At 38.6% G+C, this 23256-nt stretch carries 21 protein-coding genes; 4 read left to right on the top strand and 17 right to left on the bottom strand.

Going from position 1 to position 23256, the window contains the following annotated elements; all coding sequences use genetic code 11:
* Position 1 precedes the first annotated feature (1 nt).
* Together rpoB and ALLST_RS0100935 are read right to left on the bottom strand one after the other, a co-directional pair.
* A complete protein-coding gene (gene rpoB, locus ALLST_RS0100940; protein WP_019892101.1) occupies positions 2 to 4213 on the bottom strand; it encodes a DNA-directed RNA polymerase subunit beta in 4212 nt (1403 codons plus the stop codon).
* Positions 4214 to 4768: 555 nt separating this feature from the next.
* Positions 4769 to 5299: a hypothetical protein gene (locus tag ALLST_RS0100935; protein ID WP_019892100.1), complete on the bottom strand. Its 531-nt coding sequence runs from the start codon at positions 5297 to 5299 to the stop codon at positions 4769 to 4771.
* A gap of 216 nt (positions 5300 to 5515) precedes the next feature.
* Between ALLST_RS0100935 and ALLST_RS0100930 the strand changes: the two genes are divergently transcribed.
* The 4 genes from ALLST_RS0100930 (at position 5516) to ALLST_RS0100915 (ending at position 9055) form a co-directional block, all read left to right on the top strand.
* The gene (locus tag ALLST_RS0100930) at positions 5516 to 6223 is read left to right on the top strand and encodes a hypothetical protein (RefSeq protein WP_019892099.1); all 708 of its coding nucleotides are present in this window, start codon (positions 5516 to 5518) and stop codon (positions 6221 to 6223) included.
* A 5-nt stretch (positions 6224 to 6228) separates the two neighbouring features.
* A complete protein-coding gene (locus tag ALLST_RS0100925; RefSeq protein ID WP_019892098.1) occupies positions 6229 to 7446 on the top strand; it encodes an L-serine ammonia-lyase, iron-sulfur-dependent, subunit alpha in 1218 nt (405 codons plus the stop codon).
* Between the two features lie 226 nt (positions 7447 to 7672).
* Complete coding sequence (locus tag ALLST_RS0100920) at positions 7673 to 8344, top strand: TIGR00266 family protein (RefSeq protein ID WP_019892097.1); 672 nt, start codon at positions 7673 to 7675, stop codon at positions 8342 to 8344.
* A 15-nt stretch (positions 8345 to 8359) separates the two neighbouring features.
* Entirely contained in the window at positions 8360 to 9055 is a 696-nt protein-coding gene (locus tag ALLST_RS0100915) for a TIGR00266 family protein (RefSeq protein WP_019892096.1), read from the top strand.
* A 90-nt stretch (positions 9056 to 9145) separates the two neighbouring features.
* Here the strand turns inward: ALLST_RS0100915 and ALLST_RS0100910 are convergent, their stop codons facing one another.
* The 15 genes from ALLST_RS0100910 to tpiA all read right to left on the bottom strand — a co-directional run bounded on the left by ALLST_RS0100910 (position 9146) and on the right by tpiA (position 23203).
* The gene (locus ALLST_RS0100910) at positions 9146 to 10411 is read right to left on the bottom strand and encodes a cation:proton antiporter (RefSeq protein ID WP_019892095.1); all 1266 of its coding nucleotides are present in this window, start codon (positions 10409 to 10411) and stop codon (positions 9146 to 9148) included.
* Positions 10412 to 10764: 353 nt separating this feature from the next.
* Positions 10765 to 11409 (bottom strand): CBS and ACT domain-containing protein, encoded by a 645-nt coding sequence (locus ALLST_RS0100905; protein ID WP_019892092.1) that lies wholly within the window; start codon positions 11407 to 11409, stop codon positions 10765 to 10767.
* A 102-nt stretch (positions 11410 to 11511) separates the two neighbouring features.
* Entirely contained in the window at positions 11512 to 12228 is a 717-nt protein-coding gene (locus ALLST_RS0100900; RefSeq protein ID WP_026472720.1) for an ABC transporter ATP-binding protein, read from the bottom strand.
* A gap of 7 nt (positions 12229 to 12235) precedes the next feature.
* The gene (locus ALLST_RS0100895; RefSeq protein WP_019892090.1) at positions 12236 to 13015 is read right to left on the bottom strand and encodes an ABC transporter ATP-binding protein; all 780 of its coding nucleotides are present in this window, start codon (positions 13013 to 13015) and stop codon (positions 12236 to 12238) included.
* A complete protein-coding gene (locus tag ALLST_RS0100890; RefSeq protein ID WP_019892089.1) occupies positions 13016 to 13978 on the bottom strand; it encodes a branched-chain amino acid ABC transporter permease in 963 nt (320 codons plus the stop codon).
* 3 nt (positions 13979 to 13981) lie between these two features.
* Positions 13982 to 14860 carry a branched-chain amino acid ABC transporter permease gene (locus ALLST_RS0100885; RefSeq protein ID WP_019892088.1) on the bottom strand — a complete coding sequence of 293 codons (879 nt, stop codon included), beginning with the start codon at positions 14858 to 14860 and terminating at the stop codon, positions 13982 to 13984.
* A 55-nt stretch (positions 14861 to 14915) separates the two neighbouring features.
* Positions 14916 to 16103: an ABC transporter substrate-binding protein gene (locus tag ALLST_RS0100880; RefSeq protein WP_019892087.1), complete on the bottom strand. Its 1188-nt coding sequence runs from the start codon at positions 16101 to 16103 to the stop codon at positions 14916 to 14918.
* 391 nt (positions 16104 to 16494) lie between these two features.
* Complete coding sequence (locus tag ALLST_RS0100875; RefSeq protein ID WP_019892086.1) at positions 16495 to 17148, bottom strand: site-2 protease family protein; 654 nt, start codon at positions 17146 to 17148, stop codon at positions 16495 to 16497.
* Between the two features lie 220 nt (positions 17149 to 17368).
* A complete protein-coding gene (gene ychF, locus ALLST_RS0100870; protein WP_019892084.1) occupies positions 17369 to 18469 on the bottom strand; it encodes a redox-regulated ATPase YchF in 1101 nt (366 codons plus the stop codon).
* A gap of 63 nt (positions 18470 to 18532) precedes the next feature.
* Positions 18533 to 18745, bottom strand: coding sequence for a DUF951 domain-containing protein (locus ALLST_RS0100865; protein ID WP_019892083.1), 213 nt, complete (start codon positions 18743 to 18745; stop codon positions 18533 to 18535).
* A complete protein-coding gene (gene folD, locus ALLST_RS0100860; RefSeq protein WP_019892082.1) occupies positions 18742 to 19593 on the bottom strand; it encodes a bifunctional methylenetetrahydrofolate dehydrogenase/methenyltetrahydrofolate cyclohydrolase FolD in 852 nt (283 codons plus the stop codon). Before folD ends, ALLST_RS0100865 begins: the two co-directional genes overlap by 4 nt.
* Before the next feature lie 52 nt (positions 19594 to 19645).
* Positions 19646 to 20089, bottom strand: a complete 444-nt coding sequence (gene dtd / locus ALLST_RS0100855; RefSeq protein WP_019892081.1) for a D-aminoacyl-tRNA deacylase — start codon at positions 20087 to 20089, stop codon at positions 19646 to 19648.
* 180 nt (positions 20090 to 20269) lie between these two features.
* Positions 20270 to 20758: a 2-C-methyl-D-erythritol 2,4-cyclodiphosphate synthase gene (gene ispF / locus ALLST_RS0100850; protein ID WP_019892080.1), complete on the bottom strand. Its 489-nt coding sequence runs from the start codon at positions 20756 to 20758 to the stop codon at positions 20270 to 20272.
* A gap of 73 nt (positions 20759 to 20831) precedes the next feature.
* Positions 20832 to 21959, bottom strand: a complete 1128-nt coding sequence (locus ALLST_RS11510) for an NlpC/P60 family protein (RefSeq protein ID WP_019892079.1) — start codon at positions 21957 to 21959, stop codon at positions 20832 to 20834.
* 497 nt (positions 21960 to 22456) lie between these two features.
* Positions 22457 to 23203, bottom strand: coding sequence for a triose-phosphate isomerase (gene tpiA, locus ALLST_RS0100835; RefSeq protein ID WP_019892078.1), 747 nt, complete (start codon positions 23201 to 23203; stop codon positions 22457 to 22459).
* Positions 23204 to 23256 lie beyond the last annotated feature (53 nt).

Genomic DNA, 23256 nt, shown 5'->3' with positions numbered 1-23256 from the left:
TTTATTCATCCTCCAATTCTTGTTCGTCTAGCTGATCGAGATTCACTGCAGCTTCGTCAAACTCATCGAGCATGTCGAATCCATCTGCAATATCCTCTGCATCAAGATCATTTTCTAAAACTGGTTCTTGATCGTTTGCTTCAAGACCATTTAAATCTTCACGAGCTGGCGCATCGTTTTTCGTAGAGAAGTTTAAAGATACTGGGTTGTTGTTGTCATCTAATAAAGTGACATCAATTGCTAAACCTTGTAACTCGTTGATCAATACGCGGAAGGATTCTGGAATTCCTGGTTCTGGAATATCTTTACCTTTCGTAATTGCTTCATAAGTTTCAATACGACCTTGGATATCGTCAGATTTGATTGTGAGGATTTCTTGAAGAGTATGAGATGCACCATATGCTTCAAGTGCCCAAACTTCCATTTCCCCAAATCTCTGACCACCGTTTTGCGCTTTACCACCTAATGGCTGTTGCGTAATTGTGGAGTATGGTCCAGTTGCACGAGCGTGCAATTTGTCGTCAACCATGTGAGCAAGTTTGATCATGTACATTACACCGACAGAAATACGTTCATCGAATGGCAGACCTGTTTGACCATCGTAAAGAACTTGTTTTCCATCAAATGTCATTTGTGCTTCTTTCATAACATCTGCCAAGTCTTCGTTGGATAAACCATCGAATACTGGCGTTGCGAATTTCTGATTCAACTTTTTCGCTGCATAGCCTAAGTGAATTTCCAGAATCTGTCCGATGTTCATACGAGAAGGTACCCCGAATGGGTTCAAGATGATGTCGATTGGACGTCCATCTTGCATGAATGGCATATCTTCTAATGGCAGAATCTTGGAGATGACACCTTTGTTACCGTGACGACCGGACATTTTGTCACCTTCAGAAATTTTACGTTTTTGCGCAATATAAACTTTAACGCGAGTATTTACTCCAGGTGGAAGGTCAGATCCATCGCCACGTTTGAATACTTTTGTGGAATGAACAATACCAGCACCACCATGAGGTACTTTCAAGGAGTTATCACGAACTTCACGTGATTTTTCACCGAAGATTGCTAACAACAGTTTTTCTTCTGGAGAAACTTCAGATTGTCCTTTTGGTGTAACTTTACCAACAAGGATATCGTTTTCGTGAACTTCAGAACCTTTTAAGATGACACCGTTTGCGTCCAATTTACGTAATGCACTTTCACTTACGTTTGGAATATCACGAGTGATTTCTTCAGGCCCGAGTTTTGTATCACGGCAGTCGATGTCGTATTCCTCTAAGTGAATAGAAGTATAAACGTCATCGCTAACCATACGTTCTGACATGATGATGGCATCTTCATAGTTGTAACCATACCAAGTCATGTAGGCGATTGTTACGTTTTGTCCTAACGCTAATTCCCCATTTTGCATAGATGGTCCATCGGCAAGGATATCGCCAGCTTCAACTTCTTCACCAACTTTAACGATTGGTTTTTGGTTGATGCATGTAGACGCATTGGAACGAGAGAATTTACGTAAGTGATAAGTATGTTCTTTACCGTCTTTATCTGTGTTGATAATACGTAAAGAGTCAACGTAAGTAATTGTTCCGTCTTCTTTTGCAACAATTCCGACACCGGAGTCACGAGCAATCTTATATTCGATACCTGTTCCAACGAATGGAGAATGTGGATTTAAAAGAGGTACAGCCTGACGTTGCATGTTGGCACCCATTAAGGCACGAGAAGCGTCATCGTTTTCCAAGAATGGAATACAAGCTGTCGCTACAGAGACGATCTGTTTTGGCGATACGTCGGCTAATTCTACTTCAGATTTATCTGCGATTACTGTATCCCCGTTTTTACGAGCAACGACACGATCGTTGATTAAACGACCATCACGAACTTCGTTGGCCTGTGCGATAACATAATCACTTTCTTCATCAGCAGATAAGTAGATCGCTTCTTCAGAAACTGTTCCGTCTGGGTTTACACGACGATATGGAGTTTGGATAAATCCATATTCGTTGATTTTTGCGTAAGTTGTTAAGTTTGAAATCAAACCGATGTTTGGTCCTTCAGGTGTTTCGATTGGACAGATTCTTCCGTAGTGAGAAGAGTGAACGTCACGAACTTCGAAGCCCGCACGGTCTCTTGTTAAACCACCTGGACCTAATGCAGAAATACGACGTTTGTTTGTCAATTCAGCAAGTGGGTTTTGTTGGTCCATGAACTGTGACAACTGAGAAGAAGAGAAGAACTCTTTAATTGCAGCAGTTAAAGGACGGATATTTGTTAATTTTTTAGGGTTGATCGTATCAGTTTCTTGGATGGACATTCTTTCTTTAACCACACGTTCCATACGGCTTAAACCGATACGGAATTGGTTTTGAATCAGTTCACCTACAGAACGAATACGACGGTTACCTAACATATCGATATCATCTGTATCGCCAACGCCTTCCATAACGTTTAGCGAATAAGCAAAGAATGCATAAATGTCAGAAATTGTCACTGTATGCATGTTCGCAAATGGATCGTTACCAGTAATGTGGCAAACGTTACCGTTTTGATCAAGAACATCGATTTCCTGAACAGCAGCTCCGACTAACCATGCATAAACTTCGCCTTGAGCCATACGAGACTTCAGATCGAATAAAGTTGCGGAATCTAAGCGTTCTGGGGAAACACCGATTTCATAACGAGCAGCAATTGTATCGAAATCTTCGTTTCTTAAATCAGCGCCGTTTGCTTTTGTCAAACGAGCTAATGTGTATAAACGTTGACCATAGTTCATGACTGCATCAAAGTTTTCTTCTGTTAATAAAACTGGTTTTGCAACCAATCCAGCATAAACTTTGATTTCTTGTTCAGCTTGTGCGAGCACGTTTACGTCTTGAGTAGTTAAAACTTGACCCAATTCGAAAACTTCTCCATCAACAACCACTTCATCCGCTAAGATACGGCCTACTAATCCTGTTTGGTAAGAAGTAGGAATTGTCACGATATCTGCTTCATGGAATTCTGGTTTGAATGGATATGGATTCATGTATACACCTTTAGAAAGTTCCTTTTGAAGTTCAATTCTTTCTTGGCGTGTTACATGTGTTCCTGCTGGCATGAACACTTCACCATTTGCACCGATAATGTCGTGAGCTAATGTGTTGTTCATTAAACGAGCATAAACATTTAATTTTTTGCCTAATTTATAACGTCCAGCTTTAGTTAAATCATAACGACGTGGATCGAAGAATTTAGCCTGCATCAACGTGATGGATCCGTCTAATGTTGGGATTTCATCGGAACGTTGGTTTTCATAGAAAGAAAGCAATGCTTCTTCTGTCGTTTTAACTTTGTCAGCTAACAGTGTGTTTTCAATATCTTCAGATTTTCCGAAGAAGGCGTTGAATAACATCAGATACTGATCCATGTATTCACGTTTACCTTCATCGATTGGCACATCATGAGGTTCTTTACCCATTGCCTTTAAGAATGTTTCTAAAGGTTCAGTATTGAATGTATCTTCTCCTTTTTCTAAAGAGAAAGACATTCCCAATGCTTTAAAGAAGATCGAAGAGAGGACTTTACGGCGACGATCGATTGATACGTTAATCGCGCGACCATTTGTGTTTTTCTTCTGTTCGGTCATGAACTCAAGCCATGTGCCTCGGCTTGGGATCAACTCACATGCATAATTTTGCCGACCGGTCTTATTATCGAAGCTTTCAGAGAAATAAGCTCCTGGAGAACGAACAATCTGAGAGACGATTACACGTTCAGCTCCATTGATAATAAAAGTACCAGTTTCTGTCATCAGCGGAAGTTCGCCTAAGAACACGGTGTCTTCTTTACGAAGTACTTCTCCGTTTTCATTGACAATTTCCAGCTCCATGTCAACATAAAGAGGCGCAGAATAGTTGCACTCCTTCTCCATGCATTCTTCAGCTGTGTATTTAGGTCCACCTTCACTTTGATTGCCATTTTTATCTTTGGCTTTTGTTGTTGCGAAGTGGTACCCTTTGTAATTCAATTTAATATTCTTGTTAAAGCTTTCGATAGGGAAGATCTCTTGAAAGACTTCCTCAATTCCTTTTTTGACAAACCAGTCATAGGAATTTGTTTGAATCTCTACTAGATTCGGAAGCTCCAATTTACCGGAGACCTTGGAATAGTCCCGTCTAAACGCTTTTTTTCCTTTCGGAACGATTTGGTATGGTCTATTTCCTTCCATGCGCACGATCCTTTCTTCAAAATTGAACAATAGCCATTTTTCGGCTATTATGCAATTTACTATAATATGATTTAGGGTCAACTTGCGCAACCATTCTGATATTTTTTAAGAAAATTTACGCTTAAAAGTGCGAATTTGTCTATTTTTCTTGACAAATCTTAAAACCATATTATTCCGATTTCACTTAAACTTCTGATTTTCTTGGGTTTCGCCCTTATTTTTATCCATTTGGCTGCTCATTCACTTTTAAAATTGCCCATTCATAAAGTAAAGAAAGGTCTTCAACTCTAGATTATGAATTGCTCGATTCATCTCTTGAATTGAAGACCCAATACATATTTTATTTTACATCTACTTCTACAAAATAACAGTTCAAATTTATTGAAAACGCTATTGATTTGCTCTTTATGCTCATCATGGCGTATTCTATGTTTTTTTGTATCCCCTTTTCCTTACTTTTCAAATTATCTCCCCTTTTTTTGAGCAAAAGAAAAAACAGATGAGACAATCTTCATCTGTTTTAATCTCTAGCCATATTGAATCTTCTAACTTTCTTTACGCTTGCTCATTAGAGTTTAGATCATCCATGATCTGAATCATTTCATCGACTACTTTTTCTGGAAGTTGTTCTTGTTGAAGCAAGCTGAACACAAGCATGACAAACTCACGATATTGTCCATCTTGCTCAAGACGCTTCGAGTTTACATTTTCCAAAAATTCAACGAGACGATTTCTCTTTTTGAAATATTGCTCTTCTGCCAATAAATCTTCTAATTCTTCTTTTAAAGTCATCTTAAGATTATTTGGCGTTTCTATTGCAGCAACGGGATGCGCTAATCCTTGTTGTTCAAAGTGATGAAACAACGGAATAATTTGTTCTCGTTCATCCTCAGTAAAATAAATAAACATTTCGTCATACATTTGCGTGGGCGACGCAAAGAACTCTAAATCCGAATTCGGGTCAATGAGCTGTCCTATTGTATAGTTCAACATCGAATCATTGACATGACGAATCGTTCTATCTTTTAAAAATTGTTTGGCGATTGCGACATAGGTGTCTTTATTTCCTCCATACAATAAAATCATTCTATTTTCCTCCTTGTTTTGTTCACGTAATACTTTCTTTCGTTCGCTTACCGAAAACAAAGTCATTCACTTTAATTTAAGCTTGAATCGATATGCTCATTTTATCTTGTTTATCATCAGAAAGCCTGCGAAGATTAAGCGAATAGACAAATTATCTTCTATAATGAATATGAATACGCAAATCATAGACAATTGCATTCAAAAAAGGAGTGGATTATGAATTTGGTCAAAAATCATTTCATCAAGAGTACTGTTATTTTATCCAGTGCTTTGATGTTTACTGGATGCCAAGCCAACAGCAATCACAGTGCGTTAACAGATTTATTTTTCTCCTCGTATAACCATTTGTGCGAAGCGGAAACATTATCGGTCAACGGAACAATTCGCTTGTCTGATCTCAGTTCAGATTTATATATCGCATTCAATCAATCGCCTGTCGAAGTTGCGATTACGACCGATTTACCTGAAGATCAACAAATCGAATTCTATATTTGCGATGGCAAGACATACTTGAATTTCTTTGGCACGAAATCACAATCTTTAGCTGCCAACATTGGCATTGAAGATTCTTCAGATTTCCATCTCCCTAATCCATTTTTAAATCTCAATCGCAAGGAACGGGATGCGATCTTTGAATCGATTACCAAAGAGGATGAAGAAAATGTTTACACTTATACGATTCGTCCGGTAATGATGGAAAAACTCATCGATGATTATGGTGCCGCAAATATTGAGCGTGCTGTGATCAAAACGAAAATTGTCAACGAGCAATTTCAATCGATCAATTTAGAAGTTAAAGGTGGTTTAGAAATTGGTAACTCCACCTCTCCTATCGATTTATCGCTTTCGCTTGACCCAATTCAAGTTGATGAGCCTGTTAACATCCATTTCCCCGCTGATTTAACAACTTGGTATGAAGGATAATCTATATGCAAACAATACGTGAACTTTTTAAAATAGGTCCCGGACCTTCTAGCTCGCACACTTTTGGCCCAATGCGAGCTGCACAAGACATTTTAGCCAGTGCCCCAGAAGCAAAAAGTTTTGAAATTACGCTTTATGGTTCTCTTGCTTTAACGGGTAAAGGCCACTTAACGGATGCGATCTTAAAAAAGACGCTGAAAGGTAAATTCGTTGAAATTATATTCGATTATAAAACACCTCAAGACCACCCGAATACAATGATCATCAAAGCCTTTAATCCTGATGGCTCTGTGATCACAAAAACTTATGTTTCCATCGGTGGTGGTAAACTCATGATCGATGGCCAACCTCCACAAAGTGCGGTTGATATTTATCCGCACACAACAATGGATGCGATCGATCAATATTGTCGTGAAAACTATTTAACTTATGATGAATACGTTAGTGAAGTAGAAGGCAAAGACATTGATGTCTACTTAGCAAAAATTTATAAAGCGATGATCGACTCAGTTAAAAAAGGTTTATCCAAAACAGGTCGTTTACCCGGCAAATTAAATTTGGATCGTGTAGCTTACGCTCTATATGAATCTGCCAATACTTGTCATAACGAGGCCGATCGCGATGCTTTACTTTTACAAAGCTATGCGTATGCTGCAAGTGAACAAAACGCCTCTGGCGGTACTGTTGTCACTGCTCCAACGATGGGTTCTAGTGGGGTATTACCTTCTTTGGTTTACCATTATTCCATCGATAAAAAGATCCCTAAAAAAGTCATCTTTAATGGCTTAAAAGTTGCCGGCCTTATCGGAAACTTAATCCAAGAAAATGCGACTATTTCTGGGGCAAAAGCTGGTTGCCAAGCCGAAGTCGGTGCTGCTTGTGCAATGGGTGCTGCTTTTTGCGCATGTTGCGATCGGATGAGTAACGAACAAATCGAATGTGCTGCCGAAATTGGGTTAGAACACCATTTAGGTTTAACTTGTGACCCAGTTATGGGTTACGTCATGATTCCTTGCATCGAACGAAATGCAGTTGCGACAACACGCGCCGTTGATGCCGCTCGTCTTGCAAAATATTTGCGAAACGTGAAGAAAAACCGTGTTTCCTTTGACATGGTTGTCAAAACGATGAACCTGACGGGTAAAAAATTGCCTATGGAGCTCAAAGAAACTTCATTAGACGGTTTAGCTGCCGTAGTCATGGAAAAAGAAAACAATAAATAAACATACGAAAGGCAAGGGTCTACTCCTTGCCTTTTTTTGGTTGAAACAATGAGAACTGATTTAAAAAAGCCCTTCTCTTTAGCTCTTTTGAAACATCCCTTTTCTCGCCGATTCAAGGCAATTTACCCCTGTAATTTCGGCCTCAATTCAATTGTTTTATCCGACAACTTACTTTAATATAAACTCAAAGAAACCCTTTCATTTTCAAATGAAAAAGGAGCACGATATGAATTATAAAATCTTAGGTGATTCAGATTGTCCCGTGTTACATATCCAACTTAAAAACCAAGAAAGTATTAAAATCGAACGCGGTTGTATGGCGTACTTATCCAATGTTGCAATGGAAGGCAAAATGAATTCCAACAAATCCGGAATTGGTGGCATGCTCGGTGCACTTGGACGCAGTATGACAAGTGGCGAAAGCTTTTTTATCACTTATGCGACCGGTTCAAGTGATGATAGTTTTATTGGAATTGCTCCAAGTACTCCAGGAAAAATTCAATGTCTTCAAGTCGGTGCTGGTCGTCAATATCGCATCAATACTGGTGCTTTTCTTGCTTGTGATCAAAATGTTGAATATGCCATGAAATCACAAGGATTAGAACGCGCTTTATTTGGTGGTACTGGTGGTTTATTTGTCATGGAAACGCAAGGTACAGGAGATATTTTCGTATCCGCTTTTGGCGATCTTTTAGCGATTAATGTTACGCCAGAAAAACCGATCACCGTCGATAATGAACACGTTGTCGCTTGGGATGCTTCTTTGCAATACAACATTCATGTAGCATCCGGTGAATTTGGTTTTAAAACGGGAGAAGGCTTCGTCAATGAATTCCATGGCAATGGCACAGTTCTAATTCAAACCAGAAATATTCACAGCTTAGCTAGTGCAATATAATCAAAGGAGAAATTTATGAATTATAAAATCTTAGGCGATTCAGATTGCCCAATGTTACATATCCAACTTAAAAACCAAGAAAGTATTAAAATCGAACGCGGTTGTATGGCGTACTTATCCAATGTTGCAATGGAAGGTAAAATGAATTCCAACAAATCTGGAATTGGTGGCATGCTCGGTGCGCTTGGACGCAGTATAACAAGTGGCGAAAGCTTTTTTATCACCCATGCAATCGGTTTAAGTGATGATAGTTTTATTGGAATTGCTCCAAGTACTCCAGGAAAAATCCAATGCCTAAAAGTAAGTCCTAATCGTCAATATCGCATCAATACTGGTGCTTTTCTTGCTTGTGATCAAAGTGTTGAATATGTCATGAAATCACAAGGATTAGAACGCGCTTTATTTGGTGGTACTGGTGGTTTATTTGTCATGGAAACGCAAGGTACAGGAGATATTTTCGTTTCTGCATTTGGTGATCTTTTAGCGATTAATGTTACGCCAGAAAAACCGATCACCGTCGATAATGAGCACGTTGTCGCTTGGGATGCTTCTTTGCAATACAACATTCATGTAGCATCCGGAGAATTTGGTTTTAAAACGGGAGAAGGCTTCGTCAATGAATTCCATGGCAATGGCACAGTTCTAATTCAAACTAGAAATATTCACAGCTTAGCTGATGCCGTTAGTCCTTTCCTTCCTTCTAATAGCTAAAACAAAAGGAGTCAAATCGACTCCTTTTTCTTTATGTCCCAAAATAAAAACTGTCAGATTGCTCCGGCAGTTTTAAATGGCAGATTGCGATTATTCAGCAATTGCTTGTCTTTGGTTTTTAGGTTTGATTTCGCCTGCTTTTGTTAAAGCATATTTTGTTAAAGATGGTCCTAATAATTCGTAAACCATAACACCTAATAAGACGATGTTACGAATTAAAGCACCTTCAGCACCCATACGTGCTGCAACTGTTGCTGCCATACCTAAAGCAACACCAGCTTGTGGGAACAATGTGATTCCCAGCCATTTTTGAACCATGGCAGGAGAATGGGCAATTTTAGAAGAAATTGCGGCACCAATGTATTTTCCGACACAACGAGTTGTGATGTAGATCAAACCAATGAGTAATACTGGAATGTTTCCGAATGTGAAGATGTTCAATTCTGCACCACTTAATACGAAGAATAATGTTAATAATGGAGCAGACCAACGGTCAGCACGATCCATTAAATCTTCACTGTGTTTGCAGCAGTTGCAGAATACAGTACCGAGCATCATATTCACTAATAAGGAAGATAATTCGAATTCAATTCCGAATACGTTAAATTCCATAGATGAAATTGTTACACCTAAAATGATGAAACCTACAATTAAAGAAATACGGTTACGGTTGGAATGGAAAATTCTTGCGACATGCGTTAATACCCATCCGATTAAAGCACCAATACCAATGGAGAACACGATTTCCAAAATAGGCCCACCAAATAATGTAACTACATCACTCGTTCCGCCAGAACTTAAGTTTGTCGCGATACCATAGCTTAATGCAAATAGAATTAATCCTACTGCATCGTCTAAGGCAACAACTGGTAATAAAGTAGAAGTGACATCTCCTTTAGCTTTATACTGACGGACAACCATCAAAGTTGCAGCTGGCGCCGTTGCCGCAGCAATTGCCCCTAAAATCAAAGCATCCGCAACTGTGATAACTTCTGGGAAAATAAGATGAACACCAAATAAAACAAGATCCACAAGTAATGTTGTGATGACTGCTTGTAAAACACCAATAATCACCGCTGCATGACCTGTTTTTCTTAATTGAGTAATTCTAAATTCGCTACCGATCGCAAATGCGATAAATCCGAGCGCAACATCATTGAATGGACTGAGGATTTCAACATCTTCAAACGTATGAAAGCCAAGTCCAGGAATTTTTAATAATCCTAAGCAGCAAGGGCCAAGAATTAAACCTGCAATCAAATATGCAGTTACGTCTGGCAAGTTCAATTTATTGCCTAAACGCGTCATTAAAAGACCAGCAACAATTGCTGTTCCAATGCCTAAAGCAAATTCCAAAACATTTCCTCCTAAGAAATCAGATAACTTCTTTTTCCTCTTTCTCTGAAATACAAAAGCATCTTTTTCTTAATACTCACGAGATTCTAGCGCGTTCTTTTAAAAATACAATTCAAATCTTTATCTTTTTTTTAGAAATTTCAAATTCCTTTTCTATCATTTAAATTTAGTCAGATAATGCCCAACAATGTAAACGCATTCCACTTTCTACGGGTTCAATCCCCATTCAAATCGGTTGTTTTTAAATCTCTTTGTTATGGAATATTGTAATAATCTGATTTGTAATGAATCTTTTTTGGTAATAAAAAAGTGAAGCCAAGTTTCATCATTTGACTTCACTTCATTTAAATTTTTTAAAGTTCTTCAATACTTAATACTTTAAAGCCTGCTGGTTCAAAAATTTCATTAATCCGTTTTGGATCAACAACACCTTTTGTTTTGATTAAAATTTGGGCGTCTGTCTCATTTAAATCATAGACGGATAGTGAGTTAATCGAAACATTTTCACTTGCGAATAAGCCCATGACTTTTTCTAGAATCCCGACACCTTCCGGAACACCTAATACGATACGAGAACCGCTCTTTTTCCAAGCAAGCATATCTAAAAAGGCTTTGAAGATATCATTTTGCGTCAAAATTCCAGTAACTTTATTTTGATCGTTTACGACTGGTAAGCATCCAATGTCATGTTTTAACAATTTTTCCGCTGCTTCTTCCATGAGTGCATTTTCGTTCACCGAAATTGGATGTTTGATCATCACCGTACGCACGTTTGTCTTCGATAACAAATAATTCAGTTCATAAATACTCAAACTTGTTGCTGAATTACTAGAAGCAATCATGCCTTCTGTAATTAAGCCAACAAGTTCATCATTGCTATCCACAACTGGTGTACGATGGATCTTGTTATATTTCATTAAATCGATGACTGCAGAAATCTTTTCGTCGGGAGCGACGGTAACTGGATTTTGCGTCATAAAATCAATAACACGAAACATATTAGCTCCTTAAGACCATTTTAATGATGAATGAACATGGTCGTTTATTTCTATCTAATTTTATTATCTGTCGTTTATACAACAGATGAAAGGTCAAATTCTTTATTTTTTGGCGCTTCCACCTAAATAAGCTTCTTGTACTTCTGTTGAATTAGCTAACTCTTTTGCCGGGCCTTCAAGTACAACTTTTCCAGTTTCTAATACATACGCATAATCAGCAATTGACAATGCCATACGAGCGTTTTGTTCAACCAACAAAATCGTCGTTCCACCTTTTTGAATATCAGAAATAATTGAGAAAATTTCTTTAACCAAAATAGGCGCTAACCCCATCGAAGGTTCATCTAACAACAACAAAGTTGGTCTAGCCATTAAAGCACGTCCCATCGCTAACATTTGTTGTTCTCCACCAGACAGTGTTGAGGCATCTTGGTTTTTACGTTTTTCCAAAATTGGGAAACGTTCATAGATTTTATTCAAGTCATCTTGAAGGTTCTTTTTATCTTTTCGTAAATACGCGCCCATCATCAAGTTTTCATATACAGAAAGACCTGGGAATACGTGACGTCCTTCAGGGACTTGAACTAGTCCATCCGCCACAATATGGGCTGCATTGGACTTGAAAATCGATTTATCTTTGAAGATGATTTCACCTTCTGTTTTTTTAACAATCCCACTGATGGCATGCATCAGGCTTGTTTTTCCGGCACCATTCGCACCGATTAATGTCACAATTTGACCGGGTTCAACCTTAATGGAGACGCCTTTTAAAGCTTCGATCACTCCATAGTGAACATGAAGGTCTTTTACTTCCAACAAGCTCATACTAGATCTCCTCTCCAAGGTAGGCCTTAATTACAAATTCATTGTTTTTGATTTCTTCTGGTGTGCCCGATGCGATCATCTGACCATAGTTCAATACAAAGATTCTTTCACAAAGTGTCATAACCAAAGACATATCGTGTTCAATCAAAACAACTGTCAAGTTGTATTTATCGCGCAGATGATAAATGAGTTTTGTCAGTTCATCTGTTTCTTGTGGGTTCATCCCCGCTGCTGGCTCATCTAAAAAGAGAATCACTGGATCCGTAGCCAAAGCGCGTGCGATTTCTAGGCGTCGTTGTTCCCCATAAGGTAAGTTTGTCGCTTTTTCAAAACGTTTGCGATACAAACCGACTTCTTGTAAATATTCACACGCTTTTTCTTCGATCCAACGTTCCGCATTATAAAACTTAGGGGTACGTAATAAAGCACTTGCAACGCCATAGCCGGCATTTTTGTGCATGGCCAGTTTTACGTTTTCCAAAACGGTCATGCTCTTGAACAGACGAATATTTTGGAATGTTCGTGCTAAGCCTAAAGACGTAATTTTATATGGCTTTAAGCCTCCGATTTGTTTTTTCTTTCCATCAATGGTCAATTCAATTAACCCTTCCGATGGTTCATAAACTCCGGTTAACAAGTTGAAGAACGTCGTTTTCCCCGCACCATTCGGTCCGATTAATCCAACTAATTCTCCTTTGTTGATCGTCATATTGATGTTGGAAACAGCCGCAAGACCACCAAAGTTTTTGGACAGATTTGAGACTTCAAGAATTGGTTCCATCTAGACAGCCTCCTTTTTCCGTTTCATTTTATTCAACAAACGATCCACAGAAAATTCCCAAGTACCTAAAATACCTTGTGGTCTGAAGATCATCATTAAAATCAAAGTTGCTCCATAGATAATCATACGAATATCTGTAAACTGCTGGAGATACATATTTAAAATACCCAATACAATTGCCGCAAGTACGGAAGCAGACATACTGCCCATCCCCCCAAATACGACGATGACGAGAATATCGATCGATTTGTTAAATGTAAATTGGTTCGGGTTCAATACGTAGAAGTAGTTCGCGAATAAGCTACCGGCCAAAGACGCTAAAATCGCTCCGATCACAAAAGCAATAACTTTATATTTAGTCGTATTGATTCCCATCGCTTCAGCAGCGATTTCATCATCATTAATCGCTATCGCTGCACGTCCAGGAACAGAGCGAACAAAGTTTGTGCAAATGATGATCGAAATCACAACTGCCAAGAATAAAATTGGCCAGGTTGTGAGTTGAGGAATTCCCGTTAATCCGGCTGCACCATTTGTGATTTTCATGTTTTGGATACAAATACGAATGATTTCAGAAAAACCTAATGTCGCAATCGCTAAGTAGTCTCCCCGTAAGCGTAATGTTGGAACCGAAACGATGATTGCAGCAATTGCTGAAATCACAAAGCCAAGAAGAATTCCAATAAATAATCCGCCATAAGTTGGGATATAACGAGTGACGATCCCAGCAACATACGCCCCAATTGCCATGAATCCGGCGTGTCCTAAAGAGAACTGACCACAAATTCCAACGATCAAGTTCAAAGACACAGCCAAAATAATATTGACGCAAATCGTAAAGAGAGTGGACTCATAATAGGAGTTGATCATTCCAGTTTGCATCAATAAAGTCAGTACCGCAAAAATAGAAAGGACAATCGCAGTCCAGATCATATTTGTACGGGTATACAGTTGTTTTGCCATGGACTACACCTTCTCTCTTTCATTTTTGCCAAAGAGCCCTGCTGGCTTCACGATCAATACAATAATCAAAATAATGTACACAATTGCATCACGGTATAAGGAAGAACCGTATGCAACGACCATTGTTTCGGCAACACCAATAAATAAGCCACCGACTAATGCCCCTGGAATCGATCCAATACCACCAAATACGGCCGCAACGAATGCTTTTAAACCTGGAACCATTCCCATCAATGGACTTGCTGAGTTGTAATATAAGCCAACTAACATACCCGCTGCACCAGCTAAAGCAGACCCGATTAAGAATGTGATGGAAATTGTGTTATCGACCGAAATACCCATCAATTTTGCACCATTTTCATCTGCCGAAACAGCACGCATTGCTCGCCCAATTTTTGTTTTATGAATAATGAATGTTAATAACACCATCAAAACGATTGTGACTGTAAAAATAACCATTTGGATATAGGAAATTTTAACAGCCCCAATTTGCCAAGAAATATCCGGCAACATTTTTGGGTACGTTTTTACTGATGTTCCCATAAAAAATTGCATCGTATATTCAATCACGTAACTAACCCCGATCGCTGTAATCAAAGCTGTGATTCGTGGTGCTTTACGCAAAGGTTTATAAGCGATTCTCTCAATCCCCACGCCTAATATTCCGCACACAATCATACAAACCAATAATGCTGGAATAAAACTCATTCCTAAATATGTGGTTACGAAAAATGCTGTATAAGCACCAATCATATAAATATCACCATGTGCAAAGTTGATCAGTTTGATGATGCCGTAAACCATCGTATAACCCAATGCGACTAACGCATAAATACTTCCCAATGACAGGCCGTTTACGACTTGTTGAAGAAATTGTGACATAGAATCTCCTTTCTAAAAAAAGGCAGGGGATCACCCCCTGCAGTTGTGTATGAAATTATTCAACTTTAACGCTTTCTACGTTGGATTGTACGCCATCAACAAGTTCTACAACGAGAACGTTCTTTTTTGGAGTATGTGTAGTTTGGTCAAAGCTGAAAGATCCCGTGATACCAGAGAATTCAATATTTTTGATTGCTTCATTTAAATCAGCGCCTGTTTTACCGCTTGTTTCTAAAGCTTGTAATAACAAGTTTGTTGCATCATAAGACAGCGCAGCGAACATACTTGGATCTTCACCATATTTTGCATTGTAATCGGCGATAAATCTCGTTAATTCTTCAGAAGGCTCAATTGCCGTATAAGCAGTTGTATAGAAGATATTATTTGCAGTTTCGGCACTAACTTGATCGATAAAGTCTTGAGAATCGAAACCATCAGCACCGATGATTGGTTTATCAATACCTTCCGCTTTAATTGCTTTTACGATTTGTGCAGCTTCATTGTAGTATCCAGCAACATAAATTCCATCGAAGTCTAAATCTTTGATTTTGGTAACAAAACTTGCGAAGTCTTTATCTCCAGATTGGTATTGTGTTTCATCGAGAACTTCACCACCAAGTTCAACGAATTTTTCTTTAAATGCAGCAGATACACCATTTCCGTAGTCAGATACTTCATTGATGATGGCAACTTTTTTAATTCCTAAAGTATTGAATGCATATTCTGCCATTCCTTTACCTTGGAAGCTATCTTCAAAGCATACACGCCATGCAAATTCGTAGGCACTACCATCTGGTTTTAATGTTGCTCCGACTTGCGTTGCGGATGGCGCTACAACTGGGACTTGTTTTGCAGTTGCAAAGTCAAACGTCGCAATAGAACAACCTGAAGTCGCTGGACCAACAACACCAGCTACTTGGTCTTGTTCAATTAATTTTGTTGTTGCTGTAACAGCTTCAGCAGGTTCACCTTTATTATCGATTTCAACGCCTTCAACTGTGAATGGTTTATCTTCACGAGCGTTGAATTGTTCAATAGCGATTGCTGCGCCATTTCTTTCTTTTGTTCCATAGTCAGCAGTTGGTCCAGAAAGTTCGAAGTTCAAACCAACTTTTACTGTATCTCCAAGATCCGCTCCACCAGTAGCAGCGTTTCCATTAGATGCAGGGGCATTTGAGCAGCCAGCAACCATTGCTGATGTCAAGCAAACAGCTGCGGCTGATTTCCAGATTTTTGTGTTCATTTCTTATTTCCTCTTTCTTAAGATGACACAAGTTTAACCACAATTTTCATGAATCTCAATTCCTATCGTGTAATTCTCATGAAAAATGACTTATTTTTCAGAAAAATAATGTAAATAACTTATATTTTTTCATTCCTCTTCTTCCCGACCTCTTTTATATCGGCGCTTTGTCTTTAATCTCTAGACAAAATCATTACGATTGATCATATTTTTTCAATTCACATGATCAATAAACAATATGATGTGATTTTTAGTTTTTCTCACTTCAAATTTGTTTTTCACCTACTCATCTCTTTTCCATCTTTCTTTTCTTTTGACAAAATAAAAAGTCTTCTCACTACACGTAATAAATCGTGTAATAGAGAAGACTGTAAAATTTTCGATCTTTTATTTAGAGAAACAAGCCAACAATTACTGTTGAAGCACTAGACATCCATCCAATTAAGGTGCTGCGCATCAGTGAAAGTGGATAAGATAAAAGACCACTGAAGATTAAAATAAAAATCGCAAAAGTTACCCATTGTGGTGGATTATTCACTCTATAGTAATCACGATCAGGTAAAAAAGCCCAGAAGATCCGTGAACCATCTAGTGGTGGAATTGGAAGTAAGTTAAAAATCCCAAATCCGGCAGAAACCACTGCTGTATTCGAGAGTAAGGATAAAATAAATGATCCGATCGTTGAATACGCAAAACTTCCCGATATGCTCGCAATTAAAGTAAAGAGAAAAACGCAAACAAAGGACAGAACAAAGTTTGCGATCGGACCTGCAAATGCCGTCCAAACCATACCAGATTTTGGGTCTTTGTAGTTATAAGGATTAATTGGAACTGGTTTTGCCCAACCAAAGCCGAAGAACATTAAACAAATAATGCCCAGCCAATCAATATGGGCGAGTGGATTTAATGAAATTCGTCCTCTTGCTTTTGCGGTTGAATCGCCTAGAAAATAAGCTGCCAAACCATGAGCCATTTCATGGATGGACATCGCTAAAACGACTGCGACAAGTTGGATGACAAGCATTTCAAAATTCAGTCGATACATACGTTCTCCCTTCATCATTATCTTTGAATCATTTAAAATTTGATTTTTTCTGTTTGAAAATGAATTCGATAGTATCAATTATAGCGAACTCTTCTTGCACACCACGTCAAAAATGCTCATTCTTCTTATTCATATTGAGAATGAACAATAATTTTTACATTCTGACAAAAAGAAACCTTCTGCTTATTGGATTTAAACAGAAGGTTATTCTCATTTCAAATTAAACGTTGAAACGGAAATGCATTACATCGCCATCTTGAACGACGTATTCTTTTCCTTCCAAACGCATTTTTCCTGCTTCTTTTACAGCTTGTTCTGTTTCTAAACGATCGATATCGTCAAACGCATACACTTCAGCACGAATAAATCCGCGTTTAAAATCAGTATGGATTACACCCGCACAATCAGGAGCTTTCATGCCGCGTTTAAATGTCCATGCACGACATTCATCCGTTCCTGCAGTTAAAAATGTACATAAATCCAAAGCGGTATAGGCGGTTTGAATCAGATGGTCTAAACCAGATTGTGGAAGACCCAAATCTTCTAAGAACACTTCTTTTTCTTCTGGTTCTAATCCTGATAATTCTTCTTCTAAACGCGCACAGATTGGCACGATTTGTGCGCCTTCTTTTTGAGCAAATTCGCTTAACTGTTGGAAATATTTATTTTCTTCTGGCGCCGCAAAGCCTTCGTCATCCATGTTTGCTACATAGATCACAGGTTTCATCGTCAACAAGTTGTATTGTTGAATCATAGCTCGCTCATCTTCGTTATATTCTAATGAACGGGCTGGGTTGCCTGCTTCTAAATGTGGCTTTAAGCGAGACAATAAAGCCATTTCTGTTTTTGCTGCTTTATCGCCACTTGTTGCTTTACGTTCTACTTTAGAAATACGATTGTCGACTGTTTGTAAATCAGCCAAAATCAATTCCAAATTAATTGTTTCCGCATCACGAATCGGATCGACAGAGTTTTCAACGTGTGTAATATTGGCATCATCAAAACAACGTACAACGTGGCAGATCGCATCTGTTGTTCGGATGTTTCCTAAAAATTGGTTTCCTAAGCCTTCCCCTTTAGATGCCCCTTTAACCAATCCGGCAATATCTGTGAATTCAAATGTTGTATAGATTGTTTTCTTTGGGTTAAAGAGCTCTGTAAGACGTTTAATTCGAGCATCTGGTACTTCTACGACTCCGACGTTTGGCTGAATCGTCGCAAATGGGTAGTTTGCGGCTTCAGCTTGTGAATTGGTAATCGCATTAAATAATGTCGATTTTCCGACGTTTGGTAAACCTACAATTCCTGCGGTTAATGACATGTCTAAAACTTCCTTTCTTTTTGAAAACTAACAAATATGTTTTCTCTTTATTTTGTGATGGACTTATTCAGGAACAGATCCATCGGCTTTTCGTACAATTTTTTTAATTCGTTTATCGAATTTAGAGCGCGGCATTAAAACGCTGCTTTGGCATCCTAAACACTTCACGCGAATGTCTGCGCCCATGCGAATAATCTTCCATTCTTTAGAAAGATGGCACGCATGTTCTTTTTTCATTTCGATAATATCGCCTAAATCATAATTTAAATCACTCATGCGATTCCCTCATGTTTTTTCCAAGCTTCAATTGTGTTATCCAAAAGCATGCAAACTGTCATTGGTCCAACTCCTTTTGGTACAGGTGTAATGATACTTGCCAAAGGTTCGACCGAATCAAAATCGACATCTCCTTTTAGTTTACCCTCTACGCGGTTAATGCCAACATCAATCACGACAGCTCCCGGGCGAACATAATCTGCTGTTACAAATCCAGCTTTGCCAATCGCAGCAATAAGGATATCTGCTTCTTTGCAGATTTCTTTGGCATTGACAGTTTTTGAATGAACAACAGTAACTGTCGCATTTTTTTGTTGTAAGAGCAATGCTAATGGTTTGCCCACTAAGCTTGAACGCCCCATTACCACCGCTTTTTTGCCGGTCAAATCATCGTATCCGGCTTCTTTTAAAATGGCCATTACCCCTTTTGCCGTACAAGGCAAAAATCCTGGGCGATCTAACAACAATGCGCCCGCATTCATTGGGTGTAAGCCATCGACATCTTTATCTGGAGAAACGGCAAGTAATGCGCGTTGTTCATTCAGTCCTTCAGGCAAAGGCAATTGCACGAGAATTCCATCAACATTGGGATTTTCGTTTTCTTCTTGAATCACTTTTTCTAGTTCTTCTTGACTAATATCGCCAGCAAGACGAATTGTGCGATTTTCCAGACCAATTTTATGGCATGCATTTGCTTTGGATTTGACATAAGACTGACTGGCTGGGTTATCCCCGACTAAAATGACGGAAAGGCAAGGGATTCTCTGATTTGAAGCTTTAATTTGCTCAATCGTTTCCTTCATGCCTTCATGAAGTTTTGCTGCTAATTCACTTCCATAAAGAATCATAAACATTTTCCTCTTTGTATTTATTAAAACTAATTGTCCTGTAATTTACCAATTAGAGTTCATCACTATCTAAAATAATCGTTACCGGACCATCGTTTAATAAATCAATCTTCATGTCCGCTTGGAAAATTCCTTTTTCGACATGAATTTCTTTTTCTAACAAATCATTGAACTGATCATAGAGCTTTGAAGCCGTTTCGGCATTTGCGGCAAGTCCATAACTTGGCCGATTGCCTTTTTTACAATTCGCATAAAGTGTGAATTGTGAAATCGATAAAACAGTTCCTTCAACATCAAGAACGGATCGATTCATAACACCTTGCTCATCATCAAAGATCCGCAGATTGACAATTTTACGAATCACTTTTTGCATCACGGCTTGATCATCTTCCGGTTTAAATCCAACAAATAAGCATAAGCCATTTTCGATTGCACCGGTAATTTTCCCATCTACTGTGCAACTTGCGTGTTTGACACGTTGTACGACAACTCGCATAACTTCCCTTTCTATTTTTATTCTACCGATTTTCAAATTCTGAAAATCTTCGTTCTTTTTTATTCTGTAGACATGACGAAACACGTCGTCTTTTCAAGTTAACCTATCTATTATAGCGATTTATGTTGGTGAACAAATCAATTTTTATTTTTCTGAAATGATCTCTGCAAATAAAGCGTTTTAAAGTTCGTCTTCCGATTCTAAAAGACAAATGCTCGTTGCGCACATTCCTTCCTGGCGTCCAATAAAGCCCATTTTTTCGCCTCGGGTTGCTTTAATGGAAACTTGATCAATGGAGCAACAAAGACAATCGGCAATGTTTTGTCTCATCGGCAAAATATAGGGAGCGAGCTTTGGTTTTTCCGCTAATACCGTCGCATCGATATTTCCAATACGATAATGACAATCTTTCATTTTACGATAGATATTTTCCAGCAAAATCATCGAATTAATTCCTTTATATGCTGGATCCGTATCTGGAAAATGTTTTCCTAAATCTCCTAATGCCAAAGCGCCTAAAATGCTCTCCCCAATTGCATGCACAAGCACATCCGCATCAGAATGCCCCACTAAACCTTTTGGTGCATCAATTTTGACTCCGCCTAAAATAAGAGGTCGTGATTCATCTAATTGGTGAATATCGACAGCTTGTCCAATTCGAAATTTCATTGATATCTCCCTTCCAAAAAAATGCGCCGCAAAACGGCGCATTCATTTTTCGTTGAATTCATATTCCAGTTTCCTAGCGATCAACTTGGATATAAGTATAGTCTTCGCAACCTAGGATTTTATCGCTTGCGATAACAGTTTGAGCTACACCATCGATTGTATAGTTCCCATGAACGGCTTGACCATTTCCAATATAAATGGCGATATGATCTTTACCATTTCCACCTTGGTTGTAATAGATTAAGTTTCCTGCTTGTGGATTATCCGTCGCAAATCCAAATGCAGATTCATATTGATTTGGCCATAAGCATTGCGCATCTTGTACTCCAGCATTGGACATTGCCATTTGGACTACTTCTGTACATTGCAAGCCATCTGTTACACCGACTAATTTCATTGCTTCTTGGGCAATGCGATCATTCAATTCTTGGTATGGGTTTGCACTTGGTACTCCTGGCCCTGGTTGTTCTGGTGTTGGTGCCATTGGCACTTCTGGAACAACTGGTTCTGCTGGCGCTTCTGGAGCGGGTTGTTCTGGAGTTGAAGGGACTTCTTGGGCAATTGGTGCTTGCGAATCACTTGGCAACTCAGAGAATGGAGCATCAACAACTGCATGATCATCAACTGTCAAATTTTCTTCTGGGACAATTGGTTGTTGTTGATTTTCATCTAATAGAACCTCAGGCGTTTCAGGTTGTGCAGGGACTTCTGGTTGTGCAGGAGCTTCTGGTTGAACGGTTTGTTGTACTGGTACTTCTACAGGTGCTGGTGCTGGTGCATTGACTACAGGTTCAACGTAGTTTGTAACGATTTGATTTTCGTCTGCTACTTGGATTGGTTCTGCTGGCGCCTGGACTGGTGCTTCAACAGTTTCGACTGGTGTTTCTACTGTAGCAACCGTTTCAAATTCCATAGAACTTGATTCATTAACTACTTCAAAATCAGACTGTTCACGCACGTCTTCATCAAAAGCCATTCCAGTAATTACACGAGGTAATTTTTGATCTGTCTGATCAATATAATGTTTTGTTTCCACTTCTTGGTTTGTAGAAGTTGGATCCAAAATTTGAATTGCGGATGCAACGAGGTCGGCACCTTCTTGTGAAGTTGTCATTGTATATACAGAAAAACCAGCCGCAACCGCAGATGCAGTCGTTAAAGCAACAGCAATTTTATTCCCGTCTTTTTCTAAAAAGTTCATAATTCGTTTCCTTTTTTCATCTTAAAGCTACTTTTCAACAAGAAAATTAGCCGGTCTATCAAAAAGCATTTTTCAAACCACCTAGATATCGTTTTTTTACGTTTTAAAAGAAAAGCGAATAATTTAGGCATATTAAGGCAGTCTTTCATTAACTAAGATACCTTGAAAAAAAACAATATGTCAACCTTCTTTTTCCTTTACCTATCGATCAAAAAAGAATTTTTCGCACCAATTTAGGTAGTGTGCGAAAACGATGATTATTCACTCTTATGAATTTACCACATTTTTACTTTATCTATCGATCATTTAGACTCTTTTAAACCCTTTTCTCGATTTGATTTCAAACAGGATGTACGTAAAATGAGCATTTAGAAAAATTTTATATTTTTTAAAGACACATTGATCAAAAAAGGTAGTTTTATCCTCATTCTTCTTATTTGCGATTCAAAAAAAAGCGCCAGCCAAAGCTGACGCAATTTGAATTCTCGTTAAAAAACTTATTTTGTTTTTTCGATAATTTCGATGAAGGAATCTTCTTTTAAAGAAGCACCACCAATTAAAGCACCATCGATATCTGGTTGAGCCATGTATTCAACGATGTTATTTGGTTTTACAGATCCACCGTACTGAATGCGAACTTTGTCAGCAGCATCAGCACCTGCGATGTCGCAAACTACATCACGAACGAGTTTGCAGCAGTTTTCTGCGATTTCAACGGAAGCGGATTTTCCAGTTCCGATTGCCCAGATTGGTTCGTATGCTAATACGATATTTGCATAGTCAGCAGCTGGGATGTCTGCTAAAGAACCTTTTAATTGAGCAGCTACAACATCAGCAGTTTTGCCGTTGTCATATTCTTCTTCAGTTTCACCAATGCAAAGGATTGGAGTGATTCCAGCAGCAAGTAATTTTTTAGCTTTTTTGTTTACTGTTTCATCAGTGTCACCGAACATTTGGCGTCTTTCGGAGTGACCGATAATGCAATATTTAACACCAAGTTCTACTAACATTGGAACAGATACTTCGCCAGTGAAAGCACCGCTATCTTCGAAGTGGCAGTTTTCAGCAGCAACGATTAAGTTTTTAGCACCGTCTAATGCAGTTCTTAAATCTGTGAAAGGAACACCAACACCGTAAAGACCTTTGTCGCTTGTTGCAACAGCATCTACTGTTTCAAAGAACGCTTTAGTTTCAGCGTTGTTTTTGTTCATTTTCCAGTTTCCGACAATAATTTGATTTCTCATGTCTTTAATACCTCTATCTTGCCGATTTTAAATCAGCTTATCTTATGCGAATT

It is taken from the genome of Allobaculum stercoricanis DSM 13633 (genome assembly GCF_000384195.1).
Lineage (GTDB): Bacteria > Bacillota_I > Bacilli_A > Erysipelotrichales > Erysipelotrichaceae > Allobaculum > Allobaculum stercoricanis.
Note: the sequence above shows the minus strand (reverse complement) of the source record. Positions and strands in the feature narration are given on the sequence as shown.

What these genes read in the sequence shown, in the direction of transcription:
- rpoB (WP_019892101.1), bottom strand. Translation starts at nt 4,213, where the DNA reads ATGGAAGGAAATAGACCATACCAAATCGTTCCGAAAGGAAAAAAAGCG.
- ALLST_RS0100935 (WP_019892100.1), bottom strand. Translation starts at nt 5,299, where the DNA reads ATGATTTTATTGTATGGAGGAAATAAAGACACCTATGTCGCAATCGCC.
- ALLST_RS0100930 (WP_019892099.1), top strand. Translation starts at nt 5,516, where the DNA reads ATGAATTTGGTCAAAAATCATTTCATCAAGAGTACTGTTATTTTATCC.
- ALLST_RS0100925 (WP_019892098.1), top strand. Translation starts at nt 6,229, where the DNA reads ATGCAAACAATACGTGAACTTTTTAAAATAGGTCCCGGACCTTCTAGC.
- ALLST_RS0100920 (WP_019892097.1), top strand. Translation starts at nt 7,673, where the DNA reads ATGAATTATAAAATCTTAGGTGATTCAGATTGTCCCGTGTTACATATC.
- ALLST_RS0100915 (WP_019892096.1), top strand. Translation starts at nt 8,360, where the DNA reads ATGAATTATAAAATCTTAGGCGATTCAGATTGCCCAATGTTACATATC.
- ALLST_RS0100905 (WP_019892092.1), bottom strand. Translation starts at nt 11,409, where the DNA reads ATGTTTCGTGTTATTGATTTTATGACGCAAAATCCAGTTACCGTCGCT.
- ALLST_RS0100895 (WP_019892090.1), bottom strand. Translation starts at nt 13,015, where the DNA reads ATGGAACCAATTCTTGAAGTCTCAAATCTGTCCAAAAACTTTGGTGGT.
- ALLST_RS0100890 (WP_019892089.1), bottom strand. Translation starts at nt 13,978, where the DNA reads ATGGCAAAACAACTGTATACCCGTACAAATATGATCTGGACTGCGATT.
- ALLST_RS0100885 (WP_019892088.1), bottom strand. Translation starts at nt 14,860, where the DNA reads ATGTCACAATTTCTTCAACAAGTCGTAAACGGCCTGTCATTGGGAAGT.
- ALLST_RS0100880 (WP_019892087.1), bottom strand. Translation starts at nt 16,103, where the DNA reads ATGAACACAAAAATCTGGAAATCAGCCGCAGCTGTTTGCTTGACATCA.
- ALLST_RS0100875 (WP_019892086.1), bottom strand. Translation starts at nt 17,148, where the DNA reads ATGTATCGACTGAATTTTGAAATGCTTGTCATCCAACTTGTCGCAGTC.
- ychF (WP_019892084.1), bottom strand. Translation starts at nt 18,469, where the DNA reads ATGTCATTAACCGCAGGAATTGTAGGTTTACCAAACGTCGGAAAATCG.
- ALLST_RS0100865 (WP_019892083.1), bottom strand. Translation starts at nt 18,745, where the DNA reads ATGAGTGATTTAAATTATGATTTAGGCGATATTATCGAAATGAAAAAA.
- folD (WP_019892082.1), bottom strand. Translation starts at nt 19,593, where the DNA reads ATGATTCTTTATGGAAGTGAATTAGCAGCAAAACTTCATGAAGGCATG.
- dtd (WP_019892081.1), bottom strand. Translation starts at nt 20,089, where the DNA reads ATGCGAGTTGTCGTACAACGTGTCAAACACGCAAGTTGCACAGTAGAT.
- ispF (WP_019892080.1), bottom strand. Translation starts at nt 20,758, where the DNA reads ATGAAATTTCGAATTGGACAAGCTGTCGATATTCACCAATTAGATGAA.
- ALLST_RS11510 (WP_019892079.1), bottom strand. Translation starts at nt 21,959, where the DNA reads ATGAACTTTTTAGAAAAAGACGGGAATAAAATTGCTGTTGCTTTAACG.
- tpiA (WP_019892078.1), bottom strand. Translation starts at nt 23,203, where the DNA reads ATGAGAAATCAAATTATTGTCGGAAACTGGAAAATGAACAAAAACAAC.